Here is a 24161-nt window from a genome sequence, read left to right as displayed (position 1 = left end):
GAACGGGTCAGTGCCCGAGTTCTGGAACCTTGCGGTGCTCGCGTGGTGCTGCCGACCGGTCTTCTTCCGACGAGTCCAGCAGCGTGTCGGGAAGAGGTTCGGCAGTAGCGATCTCAGCGATGGCAGCGCGCAATGTGTCCAGCCCTTGCCCCGTGCGCGCGCTCAAAAAGACGCGCGAAATATTACCATACTCGTCTCGCTCGACCGCCTCGCCGCGGGCCGCCAATTCGGGCACCGCGTCGATCTTGTTGAACACGAGCACCTGCCGGACGGTGTCCGCACCGATTGCGTGCAACACCTCGTTCACCTGATCGATCTGATCGAGACGCACGGCGCTGGAAGCATCCACGACATGCAGCAGCAGATCCGCGTGGATCGTTTCCTCGAGCGTGGCGCGAAACGCCGCGACGAGTTGGTGAGGCAGTTCGCGAATGAAGCCGACCGTATCGGACACCACCACCTGCCCCGCTTCGTCGCCGAGATAAACACGGCGCGAAGTCGTGTCGAGCGTGGCGAAAAGCTGATCGGCCGCGTACGCCTGCGCCTTCGTCAGCGCATTGAAGAGCGTGGACTTGCCCGCATTCGTATAGCCGACGAGCGACACCGACATGGTCTGATTGCGCGAGCGCTGGCGGCGCTGCGTGCCATGCTGGCGGCGCAATTTTTCGAGCCGCGACTTGAGCGCCTTGATGCGCTCGCCGATCAGCCGGCGGTCGGTTTCGAGCTGCGTCTCACCAGGCCCGCGCAAGCCGATACCGCCTTTTTGCCGCTCGAGGTGAGTCCATGCACGGATCAGCCGCGTGGACAGATACTGCAATTGCGCGAGCTCCACCTGCAGCTTGCCTTCGTGGCTGCGGGCGCGCTGCGCAAAAATGTCGAGGATGAGACTCGTGCGGTCGATCACGCGCCGATTAAGCGCTTGCTCCAGATTGCGCTGCTGGGCAGGCGCAAGAGCGTGATTGAAGATGACGAGTTCGATGTCGTTGGCCTCACACGCAAGGCGCAGTTCTTCGGCCTTGCCGCTGCCGACGAACATCTTTGCGTCGGGACTCGCCCGGCGCCCGGTGAGGGTGACTAGAGGATTCGCGCCCGCGCTTTGCGCGAGCAGGCTGAGTTCTTCGAGACTGGCTTCGAAATCGATCTTACCGAAGTCGATGCCGACAAGCGCTGCATTGATCAAATTGGAGGGTATCAAAATGAGGCGGCCGGAAGTAATCGCCAACGGGCGACGCTATGCCGGCCGCGACGGGGGTTAGGACTGTTCGGAATCCGGGTGGAAATTCACCGGACGGGCTGGCACGACAGTCGAGATTGCGTGCTTGTAGACCATCTGGGTGACCGTATTCCTGAGCAACACGACGTACTGGTCGAACGATTCGATGTTCCCTTGAAGCTTGATGCCGTTGACCAGGTAGATCGACACCGGCACATGCTCTTTACGCAGTGCGTTCAAAAACGGGTCTTGTAACAATTGCCCTTTGTTGCTCATAGCAAACTCCGTATTTTTTTGCAGGTTGACTGAATTGACGACAGAAGAAAAGGTATCTGCCGTCAACCGCTACACTATAGCCGATTTTCGTTTTCGCGCGGGGCCCCTGCCGAAGCGGCCAAACCCAACGCACACGCGGGTTTCAGCCTTTGTCCGCGTAAGGGTTCGTCGACGATCTGAACTCTATTCGCAATGGAGTCCCGGTCAGCTTGAAAGTTTCCCGGAAGCGGTTTTCAAGGTAGCGTTTGTACGTTTCGGTGATCGCGTCGAGCGCGTTGCCGTGAATCACGATGATCGGCGGATTCTGTCCACCCTGGTGCGCGTAACGCAATTTCGGCCGCACCGGACCGCGTCGGCGCGGCTGCTGGAACTCGACCGCCTCGATCAGCGCGCGCGTCAGCTTCGGTGTGGGCAGCTTCGACATTGCCGCGGCGTAGGCGTCGTCAACCGAGCGCATGAGCGGACCGATTCCCGTTTTTTCCGCAGCGGAAATGAAATGGAATTTGGCGAAGTCGAGGAATTTTAGTTTGCGTTCCAGATCGGCTTTCGTGCGTTCGCGCACATGCGAATCGAGCCCGTCCCATTTGTTCACGCCGACCACCAGCGCGCGGCCCTGCTCGACCACGAAGCCGGCAATGTGCGCGTCCTGTTCCGAAATATCCTGGCGCGCGTCGAGCAGCAGAATGACGACGTTGGCGTCCGAAATCGACTGCAGCGTTTTGACCACCGAAAACTTTTCGATCGCTTCGAACACCTTGCCGCGGCGGCGCAAACCTGCCGTGTCGATCAGTGTGTACGGCTTGCCCTGACGCTCGAAGTCGACGTAGATCGAATCGCGCGTGGTGCCGGGCATGTCGAATGCGATCACGCGCTCTTCGCCCACCAGCGCATTGATCAGCGTCGACTTGCCCACGTTCGGACGGCCGACGATCGCGATCTTCGCGCCGCGCGCTTCCTTGTCCTCGTCGGTCTCTTCGGGCTGGCCCGCGTACGCGACGCCGAGCGCCTCGTTGATCATTTCGGTGACGCCGTCGCCGTGCGCGGCCGAAATCGCGCGCGGATCGCCGAGACCGAGTTCGTAGAAGTCGGCGGCAACGGTGCTGTACTTCATCCCCTCGGCCTTGTTGACGACGAGGAAAATCGGCCGGCCCGTCTTGCGCAGATAATCGGCAATCGACTTGTCTTGCGGCGCGAGACCATTGCGGCCGTCGACGATAAACACGACGATGTCCGACTCCTCCACCGCCTGGCGCGTCTGGCGCGCCATCTCGTGCAGGATGCCGTCTTTCGCGACCGGCTCGAAACCGCCCGTGTCGACGACGAGATACGGCCGCTCACCAGTGCGCCCTTCGCCGTAGTGGCGATCGCGGGTGAGGCCGGGCAAGTCGGCGACGAGCGCGTCACGCGAACGCGTGAGGCGGTTGAACAGCGTGGATTTCCCCACATTGGGGCGCCCGACGAGGGCAATAACGGGTTTCATCAGATGTTGTTCACGGTGAAACGCGGATCGGAATCGACCGTCCGCATAGCGACGCCATTGCGCCGCTACACGGCAGCGTTTGACGAAAATTATCACGAATTCGGCCAGCCCCGGATGCGCTGTCCAGATGCGCGCCGAGGCGGACGGGGGTTTGGCTGATGCGCAGCGTGATCGGCTGCGAGGTCATGTCCTGCTGCAGGCGGTTCGTTCGCCGGCTACGCTGCGTGTCTTGTGATGCGGCTGACTGCGGCACCGCAAGAAACAAGCGGCGTCACGCGTGCTGCTTTTGTTGATCGCTTGCGTGCATCGCTCGACTGCATCGCGTTCATGCGCTGCTGTGTTCGCCGTTCGCGGCCGATCGCTGTTATTCGCAGCGATTGTGCCGCTCGCTTTCGCAGCGCTTTTCGTTCTCACCGGCTCAGCCAGTCCGGTGGAATCGCTTACTTACCTCGCGATGTTGCACGCGCGGTGTCGGTTGCCAGCGTCGCCTGCGTCGGCGCGCTCAACGACGCTGCCACTACTATGCGCCTCAAAAAACGCGCGGCCGGCAAAGCCGGCCTGCGCGCTCGACAGCGCCCCCGCCAATCAGCGCGGACGGTAACCGTACAGGTCGCCGTCGCGCGTTTGCACGACGAGCGTCTCGCCGGCCAGCACGGGTGCCGCGCTAATCGCGCTGCCGTCGGTCTTCATGCGTGCGACGAGCGTTCCGTCCTCGCGCGACAGGAAGTGCACGTAGCCCTGATAGTCGCCCAGCACCGCAGCGCGGCCGAGGATAAACGGCACGCCGAGTTCGCGGTTCTTGAGCTTGTCGTTCTTCCACAGCGGCGCGCCGGTGGTAACGTCGAACGCGGACACGACGGACCAGTCGTCCGGCGCGACGACCGCGCGATCGTCCTGCGCGAGACCGCTCGCGCTCGAAAACGCCTTTTCCCACAGCGCGCGGCCCGAGTTCGCATCGAAACAGCCGATCTGACCTTGGAACGTCACCGCGCAGGTTTCCGAACCGACCAGCGTGGGCGGGCCGGTCACGTCGTTGATGCGCTCCACTTCCGTCACGCCCTTCGGATAGGACACCGGCGTTTGCCAGTAAGTCTCACCCGTTTGCAGATTGATCGCCGAGAACGATCCGCCAGGGAAACCGGCCAGCACGGCCGCGTCGCCCGCGAACGTCATGCCCGACGACACGCGCAGGTTCAGCGGCACAGCGCGATTGCGGTAATTCCACTTCTGCTCGCCGGTTTGCGCATTGAACGCGACGATCTGGCCGTCGACTGTACGCACGACCACGAGACCATTGCCGACGAGCGGCGGCGAGATGATTTCGCCGGGCGCCTTGGCCGTCCATAATTGCTTGCCGTCTGCGCCGAGCACATAGACGTCACCCTTCAGACCGCCGACGGCCGTCAGCGTGCCGTCGCTGCCGACACCCGCGGAGATGTCGTCGTGCAGCTTGACTCGCCAGATGTCCTTGCCGGTTTGCGCGTCGATCTTCGCAACGGAGCCGTTCGCGCCGGCCGCGTACACCGCGTCGCCGATCGCAACCGGCGAGAACAGATAACGGCCTGCCTTGCCGACGCTCGTCTTCCAGGCTTGCTGTACGTCGAGCACGGGTTTGAACTCGGTGAGCGGCGTCGGCACGCGGCGCTCGTCTTTCGTGGATGAGCATGCCGCGAGAGCGAGGACGGTCATCGCACAGACAACGGGCACAGCGTAACGTTTCAGCAGATTCATCGGTGGACGAAGCATTCAGGAAATAGGTTAAAGAAAGGCCGGTTGATCTTGGCGCGCGACGTTGCGCGCGATGCTTAGCCGCCCAGCGCGTCCAGCTTGAACTGGATCAATTGGCGCTCCGAACTGTCGTTCTTCGGCAGCGATTCGAGCGCGAGCTTGTAGGCCGCGCGCGCGTCGTCACGCTTGCCCTGAGCGGCGAGCAGATCGCCGCGGCCGTTGGCCACGATGCCCTTGAACGCGTCGGATTGCGGTTCGGCGAGCAGTGCGAGGCCCTGGTCGTAAGCCTTCTCGTCGAGCAGCAGCGAAGCGAGGCGCAGCCTGGCGATCTGCTTGAACTCGTCGTCCTTCGCGTGATCAATGGTCCATTGCAACTGCGTTTTCGCGCCGGCTTCGTCGCCGGCTGCGTACAGCGCCTTCGCGGCGCCAAGCGCCGTCATTTGCGCGTACGCGGTGCGGCTGAACTTGTCTTCCATGTCGGCGGCGACGCGGCTGATCTTCGCCTTATCGCCCGATGCCACCGCCTGCTGCACCTGGTCGTACAGCACGGCGGCTTCCGCGGCCTGACGCCGCTGCCAGAAATTCCAGCCGTTCCAGCCGGCTGCGGCGACCAGCGCCACCAGCACGATCCACGTGGTTGCATTGCCCCACTGCGCCCACCAAGCCTTCAGACCTTCAATCGATTCTTGTTCGTCGTGGTAACTCATTGCCCGGCGATTTCCTCTTTCTTGCTACGTGTGCGTGTCGAGTCTGATCGGTCACAAAACCGGCTCGACGACATCGCGATCAGTCGTCGCCGTCTTCGGCGGTTGCAACCATCGCATTGATTAGAAATTCGGTCAAGTCTTCGGCGGGCACGTTATGTTGCTCGTTTTTACCGCCGTTAGCATTTGTATCTCGCAGCGGTTTGACCCCGACCGTACCGTTCGCGATCTCGTCTTCGCCGAGCACCACGGCGAACGCGGCGCCGCTTGCGTCGGCGCGTTTCATCTGCGATTTGAAGCTCGCCGATTGACCGTCGGCGCTGCAATGCAGGATCACGTCGAGGCCGGTATCGCGCAGACGCTCGGCAATGATGAAGGCCTGCTCGCGCGCCGCATCGCCCTGGTGGACGACGTACACGTCGCAACCTTCGTCTTCGGGCACGAGTTGCTCTTCTTTCAGCAGCTCGAGAATCCGCTCGATGCCCATCGCCCAGCCGCATGCGGCCGTAGCCTTACCGCCGAGTTGCTCGATCAGCGGATCGTAACGGCCGCCCGCGGCGACCGTGCCTTGCGCGCCGAGCTTGTCCGTCACCCATTCGAACACGGTCAGATTGTAGTAATCGAGACCGCGCACGAGACGCGGATTGATCTTGAACGGAATGTTGTTCGCTTTGAGAATGCGCTGCAAACCTTCGAAGTGCGCGCGCGATTCCTCGCCGAGAAAGTCGATCAGCTTCGGCGCGTTCTGCGCGACTTCCTGGAGCGCCGGGTTCTTCGTGTCGAGCACGCGCAGCGGGTTCGTGTAGAGACGCCGCTTTGCGTCTTCGTCCAGCACGTCCATGTGCTTTTCGAGGTACGCGATCAGTTCGATGCGATGCGCCGCGCGTTCTTCCGCGAGACCGAGCGAATTGATTTCGAGCTTGATGCCCATGAGGCCCAGGTCGTCCCACAGACGCTGGCACATCATGATGATTTCAGCGTCGGCGTCGGGGCCGGCAAAGCCGAGCGCTTCCACGCCGACCTGATGAAACTGCCGATAACGGCCGCGCTGCGGACGCTCGTGACGGAACATCGGGCCGATGTACCACAGACGCTTCGGCCCGTCGTACAGCATGTTGTGCTCGATCGCCGCACGCACCACCGCCGCCGTATTTTCCGGGCGCATCGTCAGATTTTCACCGTTCAACGCGTCGGTGAAGCTGTACATTTCTTTCTCGACGATATCCGTCACTTCGCCGATACCGCGCGTAAACAGCTGTGTATGTTCGACGATAGGCGTACGAATATTCTGGTATCCGTACGAACGCAGCATCGACTTGACGGTCGTTTCGAAAAATTCCCACAGCCCGGCTTCCTGCGGAAGGATGTCGTTCATGCCCTTCACGCCGGACAGCTTCTCGAGCTTTTTCTTCTGTTCAGTCATCTGTATGCGATAGCCGATGTTTAGTTGAGCGCCTCGGCGCGGCCATAGCGGCGCTCGACGTAGTCACTCACGATTTGCTGGAATTCTTGCGCGATGTTCTCGCCGCGCAGCGTCTTGACCTTCTCGCCGTCGATAAACACGGGCGCGGCCGGGTTCTCGCCCGAGCCCGGCAGGCTGATGCCGATGTTCGCCTGCTTCGACTCGCCCGGACCGTTGACGATGCAGCCCATCACCGCGACGTGCATTTTTTCGACGCCAGGATACTGGTCGCGCCAGACCGGCATTTGCGTACGCAGATAGGTCTGGATTTGCGACGCCAGTTCCTGGAACAGCGTGCTGGTCGTGCGTCCACAGCCGGGGCAAGCAATGACCATCGGCGTGAACGAGCGCAGACCCATGGTCTGCAAAATTTCCTGGCCGACGATCACTTCGCCGGTACGCGGCGCGCCCGGTTCAGGCGTGAGCGAAATGCGGATCGTGTCGCCGATGCCCTGCTGCAGCAGCACCGACAACGCCGCCGTCGACGCGACGATGCCCTTCGAGCCCATGCCCGCTTCCGTCAGACCGAGATGCAGTGCGAAATCGCAACGGCGCGCGAGTTCGCGGTACACCGCGATCAGGTCCTGCACGCCGCTCACCTTGCACGACAGAATGATCTGGTTGCGCGAGAGACCGAGTTCGACCGCCCGCTCCGCCGAGCCGATCGCCGACTGGATCAGCGCTTCGTACATCACGCTTTGCGCTTCCCACGGCGTGGAACGCGCGGCGTTTTCGTCCATCATCTTCGCGAGCAGGTCCTGGTCGAGACTGCCCCAGTTCACGCCAATGCGCACCGGCTTGTCGTACTTCACCGCCGCTTCGATCATCTGCGCGAATTGCGTGTCGCGCTTCGCGCCGTGACCGACATTGCCGGGGTTGATGCGGTACTTCGACAACGCCTCCGCACACGCCGGATAGTCGCGCAGCAGCAGGTGGCCGTTGTAATGAAAATCGCCGACGAGCGGCACCGACACGCCCATGCGGTCGAGTTGCTCGCGCACCGCCGGCACGGCCGCGGCCGCCTCCGGCGTGTTGACCGTGATGCGCACCAGTTCCGAACCGGCTTGCGCGAGTTCCTTGATCTGGATAGCGGTGCCGATGGCGTCGACGGTGTCCGTGTTCGTCATCGACTGGACACGCACCGGCGCGTCGCCGCCGATGGTGACGAGCTGGCCGCCCCAACGGACGTCGACCGCATGCGACTTGCGCCGCGGCGCCTGCCCGCCGAACACCGGCTCGTTTGACACGATCTTGCTACTGGATTGGGATTGAGCTTCGGATTGCATCGAAAAACCCATTTACGCCGCAGTCGCCGCAAAAATGCAGCGCCTGAATTGAAAAAGCGCCGCGGTCCGGTTGGCCGCGGCGCACACCGTCTGTATCAAGGCAGCGCGAAGCGCGCCACGTTGCCTTTCGCCGCCGCATATTTCGACGGATCGACCGGCTGGCCGTCGAGCGTGATCGACTCGAGACCCGCCTTGTTGCCGACCGTAACCTTCAAGGGCGCTTCGCCCGTCACTTCTTTTGTGTCGCCCGCACGCACGAGGCCGGAGAAGACTTCCTTACCGTCCTTGCCGCGCACGCTGAACCAGCTGTCCTGCGTGACGCGCAGCGCAACGATGGCCGAACCTGCCGTCGGTGCAGCGACTGCCGCCGATGCGCCCGCAACTACCACCGGCGCGCTCGCCGCAGGAGCAGAGGGCGCAGCAGGCGTAGCCGTGACAGGCGGAGGCGGAGCCGAAGCCGGCGCCGTGCCGGCAGCGAGCGGAGCAGGCATCGGTGTAGCCGACGACGCGCCTTGCGCCGCAGCGTCCGTCTCGGGCGCCGCCTCCTGAGCGGCTGCCTCAGAGCCGGCCGCCGGACCTTGCGCGACAGCACCGGACGCACCAGTGGCGCCACCCGCGCCGCCGTTCGCGCTTGCTTTCAGACGTGCCAGCCAAGCCGTGGAATCGCCGCCATTGGTATGCCACATGGCGAGCGCGATAACCGCGACAATCACCGCCGCGACGCCCCACAACCACGAGCGGCTTCTTTGCGCGCCTCCGCCGAGCGACAGCGACACGCGGCCGCGCGGCAAATCCTTGCCCGATGAAGCCGGCATCGACAGATCCGGCGCAGGCACGCCCTTCTCGCGACGCAAAGCCTGCGTAAACGGCGTGGGATCGGCGCCGAGCATCTTCGCATAGCTGCGCACGACGCCGAGCGCAAACGTGGTGTCCGGCAAGTGGCTGATGTCGCCCGCTTCGAGCGCGCGCAATTTGGCGGGCGCCACCTTGAGGCGGGCAGAAACGTCTTCGATCGACCAGTTCTTCGATTCGCGCAGTTGCGTCAAGCGCGCGCCAACCGCCGCCAGCGAGTCCAGGCCCGGCTGCCCCACAGGCTGCACCACCGCCCGTGCGACAGATGCCGGGCGGCCTTCGTTCGTGTCTGTGTCCTGCGGCTGCGGGTGCTGCGGCTCACTCATCCCAAATCCTTTCGCGTCGATTCTTTTTTCACTGTGCGACCGGACCGGTCCAAACCTCATGTCCGAATCGCAGACCGTTTATAACAAAATGCGCGGCCTCTTGTGCCGCTTCCGATCGATTCTGCAAACTTTCTTTTCAATTGCCGGGGCGTGAAGCGTTTTTGCGCATTCTCCGGCGCTTGCGCCGAATCTTCGCAGCCCCCCGCCCCTTCCTGCTAGACGGCGCGAACCTCGATGATCTTCGCTGCCTTCCCGGTGCGCTCAGCGAGACGCGTGCGGTCTTTCACCGCACCCGCCAACTGACCGCAGGCAGCGTCGATATCATCGCCGCGTGTTTTGCGCACGGTGGTGACGACGCCCGCGTCCATCAACACCTGTGCAAACCGCTTGATCTGTTCCGACTTCGAGCGCACCAGGCCCGATTCGGGGAACGGATTGAACGGAATCAGATTGAACTTGCACGGGACGTCGCGTGTGAGCGCGAGCAGCTCGCGCGCTTGCGCTTCGCTGTCGTTCACGCCGTCCAGCATGCAATATTCGAAGGTAATGAAATCGCGCGGCGCGACTTTCAGATAGCGCTGGCAAGCCGCCATCAATTCGCGCAGCGGGTATTTTTTGTTGAGCGGCACCAGCATGTCGCGCAGCGGATCGCTCGGCGCATGCAGCGAAACTGCCAGCGCAACGGGCAAATCGGCGCCCAGCCGGTCCATCATGGGTACGACGCCCGAGGTCGACAGCGTGACGCGCCGGCGCGACAGGCCGTAGGCGTTGTCGTCGAGCATCAGGCGCATGGCGGGCACAACCGCGTCGTAGTTCAGAAGCGGCTCGCCCATGCCCATCATCACGACGTTCGTGACGACGCGCTCGCCCTTGCCTTCGCCGCCCACGGCGCGGCCGCCGGCCGCGCCGAGCGACGCGCGCAGCGCGAACTCGGCCATGCGCAACTGGCCGATGATTTCACCGGTGGTGAGATTGCGCGAGAAACCTTGCTTGCCGGTCGAGCAGAAACGGCAGTTCACCGCGCACCCCGCCTGCGACGACACGCAGAGCGTGCCGCGCGTTTCTTCCGGGATGAAAACGGTTTCGACCGCGTTGCTGTTGCCGACGTCGATCAGCCACTTGCGTGTGCCGTCGGTAGAAATATGGTCGCTGACGATGCCCGGCATCGAGATCGTGGCGCGCCCCTTGAGCTTTTCGCGCAAGGACTTCGCCAGATCGGTCATGCCGTCGAAGTCCGCAGCGTTGTACTGGTGGATCCAGCGCTGCAATTGCTTGGCGCGAAACGGCTTCTCGCCCAGGCTGTCGCAGTAAGCGACGAGCCCTTGGGCGTCGAGGTCGAGAAGGTTGACGGTGGAACTGCTCGTCATATCGAATCCTGCCATTTCAGTGCGAGACTGGTTCATGCAACAAGCTGCATGAACGCAAAACCGTTCGCGCCCATCCTGCTGCTTTTACCTTACTACTTTGCCCGGCGATTGGTGTGAATAAACGCATTGACTGCACCGGCCGCCGGGGCAATTCAGCATTAGCGCGAGTACACGTTCACTTGCGGGAAGAAGAACGCGATTTCAACTGCAGCCGTTTCAGCGGCGTCCGAACCGTGCACTGCGTTCGCGTCGATGCTGTCGGCGAAGTCGGCGCGGATCGTGCCCTTTTCGGCCTTCTTCGGGTCCGTTGCACCCATCAGATCGCGGTGCTTCAGGACGGCGTTTTCGCCTTCCAGCACTTGGACGACCACCGGGCCGGAGATCATGAATTCAACCAGGTCCTTGAAGAACGGGCGTGCGGCGTGCACAGCGTAGAACTTCTCAGCGTCGGCGCGCGACAGATGGACCATGCGCGAAGCCACGATCTTCAGGCCGGCGTTTTCGAAACGGCTGTAGATCTGGCCGATCACGTTCTTGGCCACTGCGTCCGGCTTGATAATGGACAGGGTGCGTTCGATCGCCATAAAAACTCCAAAAAATTAAGAGGTTACAGATTCAAATGAATCCGCTATTGTAGCATGTTCCCATGTATGATTGCGATTGAACCCTTACAGCATTGAAAGACTCCAAGCAGGAGTTTGTGAATGCTGGTAGCGTAGGCCGTGTAGGACTTTCAACGCACTTTTCGCAGCGTGAACGCATTGAAACTCCGGGCCATCGCACCGATCTTATGATCGGGTAGTTTGCGGCGGGCGGCGAACAGCGTCCGGCGCGGCGGCATATGGCAACAACGGGCACCACCGGGCAAGAACGCTGGACAATCCGCTGACAACTCACGCAACACGCTTCTGACGTAAGGAGAGACCATGAACGATCATCCGTATAGCTTTGGCCGCACTGGCGCGGTCAGCACGGTCGAAACGCGTAACCGGGTGCTACGAAACACCTACTGGCTGCTGGCGCTGTCCATGATTCCGACAGTGCTCGGCGCGTGGGTGGGTCTCGCCACCGGTTTTTCGCTGTTCGCCGCCACCAGTCCCGCCATGAGCCTGCTGGCGTTCTTCGCGATCGCCTTCGGCTTCATGTTCGCGATCGAGAAAACAAAAAATAGCTCCGCGGGCGTGTTCGTGCTGCTGGGCTTCACGTTCTTCATGGGCCTGATGCTGTCGCGCATTCTGGGCTTCGTGCTGGGCTTCTCCAACGGCCCGTCGCTGATCATGCTCGCCTTTGGTGGCACTGGTGTGATCTTCGCGTCCATGGCGACCATCGCGACCGTGAGCAAGCGCGACTTCTCCGGTCTCGGCAAGTGGCTCTTCATGGGCGTGATCGTGCTGCTGCTGGCGTCGGTCGCAAACGTGTTCCTGCACCTGCCGGCGCTGATGCTCACGGTGTCCGTCATGGCGATCGTGATCTTCTCGGCGTACATGCTGTTCGACGTGCAGCGCGTCGTGAACGGCGGCGAGACGAACTACATCACCGCGGCGCTCGCGATCTATCTCGACCTGTACAACGTGTTCGTGAACCTGCTGGCGCTGCTCGGCATTTTCGGCGGCAACCGCAACTAAGGCTTCACACCTCGCACCTCGGCGGCGCTCAACGCGCCGGCCTGGTGGAAATCATGAAAAAGCCCATAACGAGCGATCGTTATGGGCTTTTTTTACGCGTGCGATGACGATGCGCCCCGGCGACAAACCGCCGCGGCCCCGGACCTACTCGCGCATCACAAGCTGAGCCACTCGAATCCATCCGCCTGCGACGCGACCACCACCTCGGTCGCCGCGGCGCCGAGCACGCTCGCCATCGCGGCCTGCGCGAGTTCCGGCAGATTGTTCTGCTGACTCAAATGCGCAGCGACCAGATGACGCAGACGCGAGCGATCGAGCGAAGCCAGAATTTCGGCCGCCGCGTCGTTGTTCAAATGCCCGTGATTGCCGCCGATCCGCGCCTTCAGCGATTGCGGATAGCGGCTGCCGGCCAGCATGCGTACGTCGTGATTGCATTCGAGCACCAGCGCGTCGCAGCCGCTCAACACAGTGCTGATATGAGGCGTGGACGTGCCGACGTCTGTCAGCACGCCAAGACGGCTCGCGCCATTCGAGAACACGTATTGCAACGGCTCGCGGGCGTCGTGAGGAACGGTGTACGGAAGAACGCTCAGGTCGCCGATCGCCACCGCCTCGTCGCCCCACAGCACTTGCAGATCGACGTCGGCTTCATCGGCGCCGACCGCGCGGGCCGTGCCCCAGCTCATGTACAGCGGAATCGACCACTTGCGCGCGAGCGTCAACGCGCTGCCAATGTGGTCGCTGTGTTCGTGTGTGATCAGAACGGCGTCGAGCGCTTCGGCGCTCGAACCGAGCCGGTTCAGGCGCCGCTCGACTTCTTTCGCCGAGAAGCCGCAATCGAGCAGCACGCGCGTGGTGGTTACGCCGCTTTGCGCCTCCACCAGCAACGCGTTGCCTTCACTGCCGCTGCCAAGACTTGCGAACCGCACGGCCTGTTCAGTTCAGCTGTGCGTGCAGGAGCGTCACGAGGCGCTGCGCGTCGGACGAATTGTCGATCTGGCCGTTCGTGTCCAGCACCGCGACCTGCGTCACGGCGTCACCCTTCGGGCGCACGTTGACGAGGAACTGCTGACCAGGCTTCTTCGTCGAAGTGCCGCTGTAAAACAGCTTGCCGAGCAGCCCTTCCTTCTTCAGTTCCTGCATCGAATCGGCGTAGCGCACGTAGTAGATGCCCTTCTCGCGATCGCGGTTGTCGACCGTGAAGTTGGTGCGGTCGAGCGCCAGGCCCACGCGCAGCCACGCACGGTCGAACGATTCCTGCAGGTCGAGCGTCGACGCACCCGCGCTCTTGTCAAGCGTGGCGGGCGCCGTGGCCGGACGCGCTTCCGTCAGCAATTGCTTCGACTGCTTTTCGGTGAGACCGAATTTCTGCATCAGCTTGGTCAGGAACAGCGCTTCGAGCGCCGGGTCGCGCGGACGCTCTTCCCAACGCGACGACGTCTTGTCCTGCCCCGTCAGCACTTCTTCCATCGCGCTATGCGTGACGGAAATATCCGTGGTCTCGGAAGGACCGCGCGACACGAGCGTACGGAAACTGTCCCGCGTGCCCGACGAATACGCGAAGTCGATCACTTTGCCCACCGTGCGGCGAAACCAGTCGTCCGGAATGTTGGCGCGGTTTTCCGCCCAGTCGGTCACCATGATGCCGGTAGCCGGCGCGTCGGTCTTCAGTGCGAAGCCGTTTTCCTGCCAGAACTCCTGCAGCTGCGGCCACAATTGTTCCGGCGAGCGGCCGTTGACCACCAGCCAGCGACGGTCGCCGTCGCGCTCGATGTGCATGCCGTACGGGTCTTGCGCGGTCGGCTGGCCTTCGGTCGAATTGCCGGCCGCCGTGACCGCGCGCTTGGTCGCGCCGCCCAGCGCCAGATTGGCCGGCGGTGCAACGTAACGCTGGTCAGTGCCGGTGGTGGTCAGGTCGCCGGGAATGGCGAGCGGCGGCGCACTGCCCGCGGCCTTGTAATTCACACGATCGGAAGCGAACCAGTCGTTCAGGGTGTCACAGCCGGCGAGCGTCACCAGGGCAAGCGTCAGCGCCGCCATGCGGGTTGCGTGGAGGGAAAGTGCGGAACGTTTCATGAGGTCCTTCGTGATGCTGGAACGCGGTGCCTGGTTCTGGGTGCCGGGAACGTGGGCTGGATCGACGTCGGTTAAGGAAATGCCGGTGGCTGGGCGAGCGCTGACGGGTATGACAGGCCGCCCGGTTAGCCGAGCAGGCCCGCTTCGCGCAACGCGCCGCGCACCACTTCGTGGTATTGCGCGTCGAGCGGCGTGAGCGGCAGGCGGATGCCGCCCTGCACACGACCCAACTGCTGCAGTGCCCATTTCGCCGGAATCGGATTCGATTCGATGAACAGGTTCTTATGCAGCGACAAGAGCTTCAGATGAATTTCGCGCGCGGTCTTCGCGTCCGTCGCAAGCGCGGCCTTGCACAGCTCGCTCATGGCGCGCGGCGCGACGTTGGCCGTCACCGAGATATTGCCGTGGCCGCCGAGCAGCATCAACGCGATGGCGGTCGGATCGTCGCCGCTGTAAATGCCGAAATGCGCCGGCGCCGACTTGATCAGATGCGCGGCGCGATCGATATTGCCGGTCGCTTCCTTCACACCGATGATGCCCGGCACCTGCGCGCAACGCAGAATGGTCTCGTTGCTCATGTCCGCGACCGTGCGGCCCGGCACGTTGTACAGGATCACCGGCAGATCGACCGTTTCGGCGATCTTCACGAAATGACGGTAGATGCCTTCCTGCGTCGGCTTGTTGTAGTACGGCACGACCTGCAGCGTCGCGTTTGCGCCGACTTCCTTCGCCTCGCGCGTGAGCTCGATGGCTTCGGTCGTGGAATTGCCGCCCGAGCCCGCGATCACCGGAATCCGGCCCGCCGTGTGCTCGACCGCGGTCTTGACCATCAGCACGTGTTCCTCGACGGAAAGCGTGGCCGATTCGCCGCTCGTACCGACCACCACGAGCGCATTCGTGCCCTCGGCGATATGCCAGTCGATCAGTTTGCGAAACGCCGGCAGGTCGAGGCTGCCGTCTTCGAGCATCGGGGTGATGATGGCAGGAATGCTGCCGCGAATCTGAACGCCGTCGTTGCCGGCGGTGTTGCCCGAGTGTGTGCCGTTAGTCATGAAACGCCATGAATTTGATCAGGTAAACCGCGATTGTAGCGGATTAGCCAGCCAACTCGTAACAAGGCGGGGGCGCCGCCTGCGCGGGGTTGTCTGAGCGGTCCGCCTCGAGAATGGCGCAGATGCGCTGGACGTAAGCCGGGCGTGGCTGCGCGAGAAAACCGTCCTGAAACGCGACCACCCGCAAGTGCCCGCGCACGACCTCGAGCAGCTCGCCTGGCGCGAGCAGGAACGCGGGGTTAGAGGGCTTGCCGACCGTTTCGTTTCCTTGCGCGAAGGTCTCGTAAACCAGTACGCCGCCGGGCGCGAGCGACGAAACCAGTTGGCCGAAAAGCGGCCGATGCAGATAGTTGGTGACGACGACCGCCGCGAACTTCTCGTCCGTGCGCAACGGCCACGGAGCGCCTTCGATGTCGGCCAGGATACGTGTGACGAGCGGTTCGTCGGCGAGCGCATCGAGCGCGGCCGCGTCGCGGTCGATCGCGGTGACGGGATGCCCCAGCGACGCAAAGAAGCGCGCATGCCGCCCCGCACCCGAAGCGACGTCGAGCACCGCGCCGCCCGCCGCGACCAGATGCGCCCAATGACGCACCCAGCGCGACGGCTCGCCCAATCCATGCATGGCTGCGGCCGGCGTGCTCATGACGTGCGCGCCGCTCGTCAGTTGTACGACAGACCCATCGCCTCGCGCACGTCGCGCATCGTTTCCGTGGCGAAGCGGCGAGCCTTGTCGCAGCCGTCGGCGACGATCGCGCGCAACAGCGACGGGTCGTCCATGTACTTCTGCGCGCGCTCGAGCATCGGCTGCTGCTCGCGCAAGATGCCTTCGATCACCGGCTGCTTGCATTCGAGACAGCCAATACCCGCCGACCGGCAGCCCTTCTGGACCCACTGGTGCGTGGTTTCGTCCGTGTAGACCTGGTGCAACTGCCACACCGGGCACTTGTCCGGATCGCCCGGATCGGTGCGGCGCACGCGGGCCGGATCGGTCGGCATGGTGCGCACTTTCTTCGTGATGGTCTCGGCATCTTCGCGCAGACCGATCGTGTTGCCGTACGACTTCGACATTTTCTGGCCGTCGAGCCCCGGCATGCGCGACGCTTCGGTCAGCATGGCCTGCGGCTCGACCAGAATGATCTTGCGCGAGCCTTCGAGATAGCCGAACAGGCGCTCGCGGTCGCTCATCGACAGGCTTTGCGATTCCTGCAACATCGCGCGAGCCTGCTCGAGAGCCTCGTCGTCGCCTTCCTGCTGATAGGCGTTGCGCAGTTCGTGATACAGCTTCGCGCGCTTGCCGCCGAGCTTCTTCGCGGCTTCGTTCGCCTTGTCCTCGAAATCCGCCTCGCGGCCGTACAGATAGTTAAAACGCCGCGCGATTTCACGCGTCATTTCGACGTGCGGCACCTGGTCTTCGCCGACCGGCACGAGCGACGCGCGATACAGCAGAATGTCCGCCGCCATCAGCACCGGATAGCCGAGGAAGCCGTACGTGGACAGATCCTTGTCCTTCAGCTTTTCCTGCTGCTCCTTGTAGGTCGGCACGCGTTCGAGCCAGCCCAGCGGCGTGCTCATGCCGAGCAGCAGCGACAGCTCCGCATGCTCGGGCACGCGGCTCTGGATGAACAGCGTGGCCTGCGCCGGGTCGATACCGGAGGCGAGCCAGTCGATCAGCACCTCCCAGACGTTTTTCTCGATGACCTCGGGCGTTTCGTAGTGGGTCGTCAGCGCGTGCCAGTCGACGACAGCGAAGAAGCACGGGTATTCGGACTGCAGCCGCACCCAGTTTTTCAGCACGCCGTGATAGTGGCCGAGGTGCAGCGACCCGGTGGGCCGCATGCCGGAGAAGATACGGTCTGGGAACATGATTATTTAGAAAAGCGAAACAAGTGGAGTCAGGATTGCGGTGATGCCGCTGTAGCCGAGCGCGACGAGCGGGCTCAACCAGTAGCGCGTCAGCGTGCCCGTCATGACCAGCGCCATGACGATAAAAAAGCCATACGGTTCGAGGCGCGACAGCGCGATGGCCTGGCGCGGCGGCAACAGCGCCATCAGCACGCGGCCGCCGTCGAGCGGCGGCAGCGGGAACAGATTCAGCACGCCGAGCACCAGATTCACGCCGACGCCCGCGCCCGCCATGCGCGTGAAGAACGGTTCGTCGACGGCCATCACGGCGAGCGCCACGCCGAACAGGCCCCAGATCAGCGCCTGGACGAAGTTGCACCCCGGCCCGGCGGCCGCGACCCACAGGCTGCCCCAACGCGGATTGCGCAGATTGCCGAACGCGACCGGCACCGGCTTCGCATAGCCGAACATGAACGCGCCGCTCGTGGCGAAGTACAGCAGCAACGGAATGGCGATCGTGCCGAGCGGATCGATGTGCCGCATCGGATTGATCGAAACGCGGCCGAGCACGTAGGCCGTGTTGTCGCCGAGCCAGCGCGCGACGTAACCATGCGCGGCCTCGTGCAGCGTGATGGCGAAGATCACCGGCAACGCGTAGACCGCGATGGTTTGTATCAGGGAAGAATCCATAACTCGCTATTGTAACAATGCGATTGCGTGCGTCTGTCCGCTTTCGCTCATGCCGTCTCTTCGAGACCGAATGGCGCGAGAGAACCGCGCCCTGCCCGCACCAGCACCGGCTCGTCGCCGGTCAGATCGATCACCGTGGACGGCTCGCACACGCAAGCCCCGCCGTCGATCACGAGATCCAGTTGTTTTTCGAGCCGCGCGCGAATTTCCTCGGGCTCGTTGAGCGGCGCCGTTTCGCCTGGCAGAATCAGCGTCGAGCCGAGCAGCGGCTGGCCAAGTTCGCCGAGAATCGCGAGCGTGATCGCATGGTCCGGCACGCGCAGGCCGATCGTCTTGCGCGACGGATGCGAGAGGCGCCGCGGCACTTCCTTCGTGGCCTGAAGCACGAACACATAAGGCCCCGGCGTCACCGATTTGATCAGCCGGTACTGACGGTTGTCCACCATCGCGAAGTTCGCGAGTTCCGACAGATCGCGCACCAGCAGCGACAGCAACTGCTTCTCGTCAAGCCCGCGAATCCGGCGCAGGCGCTCAACCGCGTCCTTGTCGTCGAGATGGCACGCGAGCGCGTAGCTCGAGTCGGTCGGCAATGCGACCACGCCGCCGTCGTTGATGATCTGCACGGCCTGCTTCACGAGGCGCGGCTGCGGGTTATCGGGATGAAGCCGGAAGTATTGGGACATGGCGGCTAACGATGGCGACGGAGAGACAACGGTTTATAGCGCGGCTCAAAGCAAAACGACCGTGGACCGTGCGAGGCGAACGCGGACTTGACGAGCGGGAACGCGAGCGCGCCGGATTCCCGGCTCGCACACGACGTGCCGCGTCGGCACGGCGCGCGTTCACAGCCAGCGTTCCCAGACGGGCTTGAGATCGGAAGGAAGCGGCGGCAGCGTGCCCAGTTCGACACGCCCCTCGCCCGGCGCATGAAAATCCGACCCGCGCGACGCCTCGAACCCGAAGCGGCGTGCGACGTCGGCGTATTCGCGGTATTGATCGGGCGTGTGGCTGCCCGTGACGACTTCGATTGCCTTGCCGCCGAGGTCGATGAATTCGGCGAAAAGTGCGTCGAATTCTGTCGGGGAGTACGCGTAACGGCCCGGATGGGCAACGATTGCCTCGCCGCCGGCCGCCTTGATCCAGCCGACCGCGTCGGCCAGTTTCGACCAGCGGTGCGCCACATAGCCGGGTTTGCCGTCGCCGAGATAGCGGTTGAATACGTCTTGCGTGGACGCGGCGTAGCCGCTTTCGACGAGGAAGCGCGCGAAATGCGTACGCGAAATCATGTCCGGGTTCGACACGTACTTGAGCGCGCCTTGATACGCGTCGGGAATGCCGAGCGTGGCCAGTTGCTCGCCGATCGCCTCGGCGCGCGCCGCGCGGCCGTTGCGCGTGCGCGCGAGGCCGTCGATCAGCACCGAGCTGGTCGGGTCGATGCCGAGCCCGACGATGTGAACGGTACGCGCCGCCCACGTCACCGAAATTTCGACGCCGCTCAGATAGTCCATGCCGAGTTCCGCGGCGGCTTCACGCGCTTCCTGCTGGCCGCCGAGTTCGTCGTGATCGGTCAGCGCCCACAAGGTCACGCCCCCCGCATGCGCACGGCGCGCGACATCGGCCGGCGCGAACTGGCCGTCGGAAACGGTGGAGTGACAGTGGAGGTCGGCGTTCATCATCGTCTGGAGAAGGTTTGCAGCCATTTTACTGCAACGCAGTAAGTGGACGCAGAGCAAATCTCGTAGGCGATTGCTTGGGCGGCTTCTCTGCGACGCTCGCGCCGGTGCAGTGCCGCCCTTGCCGGCGCTACGCGCAGAATCCCTCGATCAGCGCCGCCACCTGTTCCGGCTGATCGTGGTGCACCATGTGCCCCGCTTCGTCGATGAACTTCTCGCGCCAGTCGGCAAATGCCTGGAAACGCGCCTTGAATTCGTCGAGCGGAATCTCGCCGGCCAGTGTCGCGAGCGTCGGCGAATTGGCGGCTTCGACATGCAGCACTTTCGCGCTCACCTTGCGCCAGACGGCCATGACCTCGTCGAGCCGGTACAGCGTCGGGCCGCGCAGTTTGTGCGCCGGGTCGGCGAGCAGCATGAAACGCCCTTCGCCGTCGGGCCTCGACCAGTGCTTCGCGAGGAACTCCGCGCGGGCCGGGGCGAGCCGCGGATTCGTCTTGATGAGGCGCCCGGCGACCTCGTCAAGCGATGCGTAGCGCTTGAGTTGCGGCGGATCGCGCGACTCGTCGAGCCAGTTCTGCAGACGCTTCGGGGCTTGCGCCGGGTGCGCGGGCGCGAGTCCGAAGCCTTCCAGATCGACCACCCGCCGCACGCGCTCGGGGCGCGCGCCCGCATACAGGCAGACGACGTTCGCGCCAAGGCTATGCCCGACGAGATTCACCTGGCCGGTCGGCGCGTAGTGGTCGAGCAGCGCGTCGAGATCGGCGAGGTAATCGTGGAACCAGTAGTGGCCGCCGCCGCTTTGCGCCACCGGCCAGTCGGACAGGCCAAAGCCGCGCATATCCGGCGCGATGACCTGCCAGTCGCCGCCGAGCGCATCCACGACGAACTGGAACGACGCGGCTACGTCCATCCAGCCGTGCAGCATGAACAGCATCGGCGCGTCGGGATGGCCCCAGCGCCGCACATGCAGACGGATGCCTCGGACGGCGACGAACTCGGAGCGGGAAGTATTCATGGTCGGATGCCCGCCAAAAAAGAATGATCGTTCGATTATAACGAGATAGGCCGACGATGGGCGGCGCCCGAGTGCGGACTAACTCAGTCGCGTGGAGACGCCCTACTTTTGCGGATCGTCCACGTCGAGGCCCGCCAGCGCCGCCAGTTCGGCGAGTTCCGCGTCGTCGAAACCTGCATCGCGGCGCGCCTCGAAATTGAACGGACCACGCAATTTCGGCGCGTGATACTGGTCGGCGAGGCGCGTGTAGGTCGTGTGCGGGTCCAGCCCGCCTTCGTCGCACAAATGACGAAACCAGCGATTGCCGATCAGCACGTGGCCGATTTCGTCGCGCAGAATCACGTCGAGAATCGACGCCGAAGCGTCGTCGCCCGCCTGCTGCAGACGCGCGCGGATCGGCGGCGACGCATCGAGGCCGCGTGCTTCGAGCGTGCGCGGCACGAGCGCCATGCGCGCGAGCACATCGCCACGGGTGCGCTCACACATGTCCCACAGGCCGTCGTGCGCGGGAAAGTCGCCGTACGCATGGCCGTAGTCCGCGAGCCGCGCGGACAGTAGCGAGAAGTGGTACGCCTCTTCGGCGGCGACTTTCAGCCAGTCGGTGTAGAAAGCGGCGGGCATGCCGGCGAAGCGCCACACGGCGTCGAGCGCCAGGTTGATCGCGTTGAATTCGATGTGGGCGAGCGCATGCAGCAACACCGCGCGACCTTGAGGCGATTGCATGCTGCGCCGCCCGAGCTTGCGCGGCTCTACGAGTTCCGGACGCGCGGGCCGGCCGGGCAATTCCGGCGGTTCGTCGAGTGTGATATTGGCGATACACGGCAGGCTGCCGTCGAGCACCGCTGCGTAGAGCGCGCGCGCGGCGTTTGCCTTGGTCGCCGGATCGGGTTCGCGCAGCGCGGCAAGCGCCGCTGTGCGCGCGCAAAGCGCGTCGTCGCCCATGTCAGACGCGGAGTGAACGGACGAAGCGGACGAAGCGGACGAAGCGGCGGACATCATGGCAGCGTGATCGGTAGAGGGAAGTGAGAGCGACGGAGGTCGACGGACGTTTAAGGGCAGCGCGCGCCTGTCGCGGGCAAACAGCGAACGGAGCTGGCGTCGGTCGGGTCACAAGCGCAGTGGCTACCGCCGCTTGCAGGTCTGACGGCATGGCCGCACTGGCCGCTTCTGTCCGCACGCTGCAACACCATGCGACGGCAACCCGCCAGACCCACCAAACCGCGCCCACGACCCCGCATATCGCACGAAGCGGCCGAACCACACAACCGTTTACAATACTCGATTCGACGCTCGCGAGAGCCCAAAGCGCCTCGCAGCAGCCAACGAAAAGCCGTCAAACCCGACACGCCGCGAGCCGTCCGCACGCCCGGCGACCGATCCGACCGATCCACGAGGAGACAACGTGACCATTTACAAGCTTGGCGACGCCGCACCGAACATCCACGAAAGCGTGTTCGTCGCGGATTCCGCGACCATCATCGGGAACGTGACGCTGGAGGAAAATTCGAGCGTCTGGTTCGGCGCGACGCTGCGCGGCGACAACGAGCCGATCACGCTCGGCGCGGGCAGCAACATCCAGGAAAACGCGGTGCTGCACACCGATCCGGGTTTTCCGCTGACCATCGAGGCCAACGTGACAATCGGCCATCAGGTCATGCTGCACGGCTGCACGATCAAGGAAGGCGCGTTGATCGGAATTCAGGCGGTGGTCTTGAATGGCGCGGTAATCGGCCGCAACTGTCTGGTCGGAGCGGGCGCCATCGTGACTGAAGGCAAGGTGTTTCCCGACAATTCGCTGATTCTCGGCGCGCCCGCGAAAGTGGTGCGCGAACTGACCGACGCGGACATCGCCAACATGCAGCGCGGCACGGCAAGTTACGCCGAGCGCCGCGAGTATTTCAAGGCGCAGCTCGTGCGTATCGGCTAACCGGCCGGGGGCGCGGCGCGCACGGCGTGTGCAGGGCATCTCGCCGTGCCGCGCCATTCGACAGAGGAAAAGTTGTGAGCGACCAGTTGCAAAAATTCATGTTCAGCGCGGCGCCGGTGCGCGGCGAAATCGTTTCGCTGCGCAATACATGGCAGGAAGTGCTGACGCGCCGCCAGTATCCGGCGCCCGTGCGGACGATTCTCGGCGAGATGATGGCCGCGTGCGCGCTGCTGTCCGCGAATCTGAAGTTCGACGGCACGCTGATCATGCAGATTTTCGGCGACGGCCCGGTCAAGATGCTGGTGGTTCAATGCAGCTCCGACCTGTCGATGCGCGCCACCGCCAAACTTTCCGGCGACGAAGACAGCGTGATCGGCGAGACGACGTCGATGATCGAATTGCTCAACGCAAGCGGTCACGGCCGCTGCGTGATCACGCTCGATCCGCGCGACAAGAAGCCGGGGCAACAGCCGTATCAGAGCATCGTGCCGCTGTCGGGCGAAAACGGGCCGCTCGAGTCGATGGCCGAAGTGCTCGAACACTACATGCATCACTCCGAGCAGCTCGACACACGCCTGTGGCTCGCGGCGAATTCCGAGCGCGCGGTCGGCATGCTGCTGCAAAAACTTCCCGGCGACGGCGGCATCGTCCCGCATCCCGGCGAACTGGACGCGGATACATGGGAGCGCGTCTGCACGCTCGGCGGCACGCTGTCGCAAGACGAACTGCTGAAGGAAGAACCGGGGACGGTGTTCCGGCGCCTCTTCTGGCAGGAGAACGTCCAGCATTTCGAGCCGGCCAGCGCGCGTTTCGAATGCACCTGCTCGCGCGAAAAAGTCGGTTCGATGCTGAAGATGCTGGGTCGCGACGAAGTGGACGGCGTGATCGCCGAGCGCGGCCACGTGGAGATTCATTGCGAGTTCTGCAATCAGCGGTACGAGTTCGACCCCGTCGACGTGGCGCAACTTTTTTTCGCCAATGCACTCTCACAAGGTGTGACGCCGGCTGCTGAACAACGGCATTGAAGCGGTCGGCGGGTGGGCGCTTTGCGGGTTCGTTTAATGTCCGCAGAGCGTCCGCTTAGTGTCTGCTCAATGTCCGCTTAGACTGCGCTGATGTATCGACCGATCGAGATTCAACATGAGCATTCCCACTTCATTGCCGCGTCCCGCGCGCACGCTCGCCGTGTTGACGGCGCTCGCCGGTCTCACTGCATTGACCGGTTGCATGATGGACCCGCCGGGTCCCTCGCCCATTTATAGCCGGCTGCCCGCCGACCAGTCGGGCATGGCCAGCACCGCACAACCGCTGACGCCGGCCGAGCGCGAGCGTTACGACGCAATCGACCGGCAGGTCATGGCCGAGCAGAACCAGGCCATCGCCGCCGAAAACGCCGCGCAAGCGTGGTCGCGTTATTACAGCCCGCGTGTGCCCGTCAGCGTGTACGGCAGCTACTACGGCGGTGGATGGGGACACGGCTGGGGCACCGGCGTCGGCATCGGCTATGGGTCGTACTGGGGCTGGTGATCCAGTGGCAGGTGCAATGCCGCAGAGCCGTCGTTCCGGT

24 protein-coding genes are annotated in these 24161 nt (G+C 63.7%); 4 read left to right on the top strand and 20 right to left on the bottom strand.

Annotated elements, in window-relative coordinates; all coding sequences use genetic code 11:
* Positions 1–7 precede the first annotated feature (7 nt).
* The 10 genes from hflX to ndk form a co-directional block, all read right to left on the bottom strand.
* Entirely contained in the window at positions 8–1180 is a 1173-nt protein-coding gene (gene hflX, locus AB6809_RS06985) for a GTPase HflX (RefSeq protein ID WP_114156720.1), read from the bottom strand.
* Positions 1181–1252: 72 nt separating this feature from the next.
* Entirely contained in the window at positions 1253–1489 is a 237-nt protein-coding gene (hfq, locus tag AB6809_RS06980; RefSeq protein WP_006051315.1) for an RNA chaperone Hfq, read from the bottom strand.
* 142 nt (positions 1490–1631) lie between these two features.
* Positions 1632–2969, bottom strand: coding sequence for a ribosome biogenesis GTPase Der (gene der, locus AB6809_RS06975; protein ID WP_371026148.1), 1338 nt, complete (start codon positions 2967–2969; stop codon positions 1632–1634).
* Between the two features lie 585 nt (positions 2970–3554).
* The gene (gene bamB / locus AB6809_RS06970; protein WP_310399533.1) at positions 3555–4700 is read right to left on the bottom strand and encodes an outer membrane protein assembly factor BamB; all 1146 of its coding nucleotides are present in this window, start codon (positions 4698–4700) and stop codon (positions 3555–3557) included.
* Positions 4701–4774: 74 nt separating this feature from the next.
* The gene (locus tag AB6809_RS06965) at positions 4775–5404 is read right to left on the bottom strand and encodes a tetratricopeptide repeat protein (protein WP_053858426.1); all 630 of its coding nucleotides are present in this window, start codon (positions 5402–5404) and stop codon (positions 4775–4777) included.
* Positions 5405–5483: 79 nt separating this feature from the next.
* Entirely contained in the window at positions 5484–6824 is a 1341-nt protein-coding gene (gene hisS, locus AB6809_RS06960) for a histidine--tRNA ligase (RefSeq protein WP_371026147.1), read from the bottom strand.
* 20 nt (positions 6825–6844) lie between these two features.
* Complete coding sequence (gene ispG / locus AB6809_RS06955) at positions 6845–8161, bottom strand: flavodoxin-dependent (E)-4-hydroxy-3-methylbut-2-enyl-diphosphate synthase (protein ID WP_371026146.1); 1317 nt, start codon at positions 8159–8161, stop codon at positions 6845–6847.
* A gap of 83 nt (positions 8162–8244) precedes the next feature.
* Positions 8245–9327: a helix-turn-helix domain-containing protein gene (locus tag AB6809_RS06950; RefSeq protein ID WP_371026145.1), complete on the bottom strand. Its 1083-nt coding sequence runs from the start codon at positions 9325–9327 to the stop codon at positions 8245–8247.
* A 215-nt stretch (positions 9328–9542) separates the two neighbouring features.
* Complete coding sequence (gene rlmN / locus AB6809_RS06945; RefSeq protein ID WP_029967454.1) at positions 9543–10694, bottom strand: 23S rRNA (adenine(2503)-C(2))-methyltransferase RlmN; 1152 nt, start codon at positions 10692–10694, stop codon at positions 9543–9545.
* Between the two features lie 158 nt (positions 10695–10852).
* Entirely contained in the window at positions 10853–11278 is a 426-nt protein-coding gene (ndk, locus tag AB6809_RS06940; protein ID WP_006051306.1) for a nucleoside-diphosphate kinase, read from the bottom strand.
* A 342-nt stretch (positions 11279–11620) separates the two neighbouring features.
* Between ndk and AB6809_RS06935 the strand changes: the two genes are divergently transcribed.
* Entirely contained in the window at positions 11621–12319 is a 699-nt protein-coding gene (locus AB6809_RS06935; protein ID WP_006051305.1) for a Bax inhibitor-1/YccA family protein, read from the top strand.
* A 155-nt stretch (positions 12320–12474) separates the two neighbouring features.
* Here the strand turns inward: AB6809_RS06935 and AB6809_RS06930 are convergent, their stop codons facing one another.
* From AB6809_RS06930 to AB6809_RS06885, 10 genes are all read right to left on the bottom strand, one after another.
* A complete protein-coding gene (locus AB6809_RS06930) occupies positions 12475–13248 on the bottom strand; it encodes an MBL fold metallo-hydrolase (RefSeq protein WP_006051304.1) in 774 nt (257 codons plus the stop codon).
* A gap of 7 nt (positions 13249–13255) precedes the next feature.
* Positions 13256–14395, bottom strand: coding sequence for an outer membrane protein assembly factor BamC (bamC, locus tag AB6809_RS06925; RefSeq protein ID WP_006051303.1), 1140 nt, complete (start codon positions 14393–14395; stop codon positions 13256–13258).
* A gap of 125 nt (positions 14396–14520) precedes the next feature.
* On the bottom strand, positions 14521–15447 hold the full coding sequence (gene dapA, locus AB6809_RS06920) for a 4-hydroxy-tetrahydrodipicolinate synthase (RefSeq protein ID WP_371026143.1): 927 nt from the start codon (positions 15445–15447) through the stop codon (positions 14521–14523).
* A 43-nt stretch (positions 15448–15490) separates the two neighbouring features.
* Positions 15491–16090: a bifunctional 2-polyprenyl-6-hydroxyphenol methylase/3-demethylubiquinol 3-O-methyltransferase UbiG gene (locus AB6809_RS06915; protein WP_107706565.1), complete on the bottom strand. Its 600-nt coding sequence runs from the start codon at positions 16088–16090 to the stop codon at positions 15491–15493.
* 17 nt (positions 16091–16107) lie between these two features.
* Positions 16108–17310, bottom strand: a complete 1203-nt coding sequence (locus AB6809_RS06910; RefSeq protein ID WP_006051300.1) for a tryptophan--tRNA ligase — start codon at positions 17308–17310, stop codon at positions 16108–16110.
* Between the two features lie 6 nt (positions 17311–17316).
* Positions 17317–17979: a site-2 protease family protein gene (locus tag AB6809_RS06905; RefSeq protein WP_006051299.1), complete on the bottom strand. Its 663-nt coding sequence runs from the start codon at positions 17977–17979 to the stop codon at positions 17317–17319.
* Positions 17980–18026: 47 nt separating this feature from the next.
* The gene (locus tag AB6809_RS06900) at positions 18027–18662 is read right to left on the bottom strand and encodes an L-threonylcarbamoyladenylate synthase (RefSeq protein ID WP_006051298.1); all 636 of its coding nucleotides are present in this window, start codon (positions 18660–18662) and stop codon (positions 18027–18029) included.
* Between the two features lie 159 nt (positions 18663–18821).
* Positions 18822–19652, bottom strand: coding sequence for a 3',5'-nucleoside bisphosphate phosphatase (locus tag AB6809_RS06895; RefSeq protein WP_371026165.1), 831 nt, complete (start codon positions 19650–19652; stop codon positions 18822–18824).
* Positions 19653–19782: 130 nt separating this feature from the next.
* Positions 19783–20667: an alpha/beta fold hydrolase gene (locus AB6809_RS06890; protein WP_371026142.1), complete on the bottom strand. Its 885-nt coding sequence runs from the start codon at positions 20665–20667 to the stop codon at positions 19783–19785.
* A 102-nt stretch (positions 20668–20769) separates the two neighbouring features.
* On the bottom strand, positions 20770–21666 hold the full coding sequence (locus tag AB6809_RS06885; RefSeq protein ID WP_035569772.1) for a ferritin-like domain-containing protein: 897 nt from the start codon (positions 21664–21666) through the stop codon (positions 20770–20772).
* A 403-nt stretch (positions 21667–22069) separates the two neighbouring features.
* Here AB6809_RS06885 and AB6809_RS06880 point away from each other — a divergent pair, with 403 nt between their 5' ends.
* The 3 genes from AB6809_RS06880 to AB6809_RS06870 all read left to right on the top strand — a co-directional run bounded on the left by AB6809_RS06880 (position 22070) and on the right by AB6809_RS06870 (position 24121).
* A complete protein-coding gene (locus tag AB6809_RS06880; protein WP_006051294.1) occupies positions 22070–22594 on the top strand; it encodes a gamma carbonic anhydrase family protein in 525 nt (174 codons plus the stop codon).
* 74 nt (positions 22595–22668) lie between these two features.
* A complete protein-coding gene (gene hslO, locus AB6809_RS06875) occupies positions 22669–23619 on the top strand; it encodes an Hsp33 family molecular chaperone HslO (RefSeq protein ID WP_371026140.1) in 951 nt (316 codons plus the stop codon).
* A gap of 115 nt (positions 23620–23734) precedes the next feature.
* Positions 23735–24121 (top strand): hypothetical protein, encoded by a 387-nt coding sequence (locus tag AB6809_RS06870; protein ID WP_029967468.1) that lies wholly within the window; start codon positions 23735–23737, stop codon positions 24119–24121.
* The last annotated feature ends 40 nt before the right edge of the window (positions 24122–24161 follow it).

The organism is Paraburkholderia sp. RCC_158, from assembly GCF_041355255.1.
GTDB lineage: Bacteria > Pseudomonadota > Gammaproteobacteria > Burkholderiales > Burkholderiaceae > Paraburkholderia > Paraburkholderia graminis.
The sequence above is the reverse complement of the archived record's forward strand: the minus strand, read 5'-3'. Positions and strand labels throughout refer to the sequence as shown.